This is a genomic window from Corynebacterium sp. UMB9976, assembly GCF_030212265.1.
Classification (GTDB): Bacteria; Actinomycetota; Actinomycetes; order Mycobacteriales; family Mycobacteriaceae; genus Corynebacterium.
On sequence record NZ_JASODY010000045.1, the window covers coordinates 1 to 1,376 of the forward strand.

Consider the following 1,376-nt stretch of genomic DNA (forward strand, 5'->3'; position numbering starts at 1 on the left):
CCTAGACTGGTTTTGATCCGGTGGTTGTTATAGAACTCGATGTATCGCGCGATGGCTTCTTCGAGCTCTTTGGTGGTTTGCCAAACCTTGCCGTAGTACATCTCATTTTTCATACGGCCGAAAAATCCTTCACACGCTGCGTTATCTGGGCTGCAACCCTTTTTAGACATTGAGCTGGCAATCCCGTATTTAGCGGTCAAACTGCGCCAGGTGCTACCGCGGTAATGTGCACCCCGGTCAGAATGAAGCACCAGGGAACCATCTGCTTCTGGCTGCTCCGCTTCAATGGCAGCAAGCAGGGTTTCCTGCGCCAACTCCATAGTGGGGTGCACGCTTGTTTTCGCGGCGACGACCTTGCCGTCAAAACAGTCGATTATGGCAGAGAGGTACACGCGACTATCGTGAGCTGCAAAAACACTGATGTCAGTTAGCCACAACTTGTTTGGGCTGTCAGCGTGAAAATTACGGTTCACCAAGTTGTCCGGAGCTGGTGAAATTTCTCCCTGATAGCTGGAGTACCTCCACTTGCGTTTCGGAAAGCGGGGCACGATTCCTTCTTCGCGCATGAGGCGACGAACAACCTTCTCGCTGATGATGATCCCACGATGACGCAACTCCCACCACATGCGTCGATAGCCGTACGTGTTGTCCGACTGCGCGTCGATGGCATGGAGTATGTCACGGATATGCTCGTGCTTATCGGGCCGGCTGCGTTGTTGAAGGTGGTAGTAAAAACTCGATTGTGCAAGGCCGATAGAGGCGAGCAGCATCGGCAAGGGGAAGTCAGGGCGTAGCGCGTCAACCACTGCGGTCTTTTGTCTATTACTGAGCTGACCTGGGATGACGCTGACGTCTTTTTTTACAAGCTCCAGCTCCTTTTCCAATACAGCTTTCTCGACCAGCAGCTTGGCCATCTGTTCTTTCAGTTCAGATGGATCATCCGGCAAAGATTTTTCAAGGGCTGCTCGGGTGGGAATGCGAGCACGTTCTTCTCGTTCCTTTTTCGACATCAGCCCCCATTGTCCCTCTTCACGATGGCGTTGTGTCCAAGAATAGACGCTCATTTTTGACCTCAGCCCACATTCTTGAGCGATGTCAGCTGGGCTCCAGCCGGAGCTGAAAAGTTCGACAGCACGAAGCTTGACCTCAAACGGGTAACGCGTCAAGGTTTTCGCCTGCTTACGCGGTCTACCTGGAGTGGTGGGTTCACGCAACCATTTGTACAGCGTCCATCTCCCCGGATACCCCAGCTGCCGGGTCGTCTTCGTCACCGACTGAGTGCGCTTATAAACCTCAATCGCTCTGCGACGCTGCTGATCTGTGTACGAACGGTTCATAAGTGGAATCCTCCAAGATCCCGTCCGCATCCCCTTTTG

The 1,376-nt window shown here is 53.1% G+C and carries 1 protein-coding gene; it reads right to left on the minus strand.

Going from position 1 to position 1,376, the window contains the following annotated elements:
* On the minus strand, positions 1–1,337 hold a 1,337-nt coding region (locus tag QP140_RS09705), incomplete at its 3' end, for an IS3 family transposase (RefSeq protein WP_284759452.1).
* Positions 1,338–1,376: the final 39 nt, after the last annotated feature.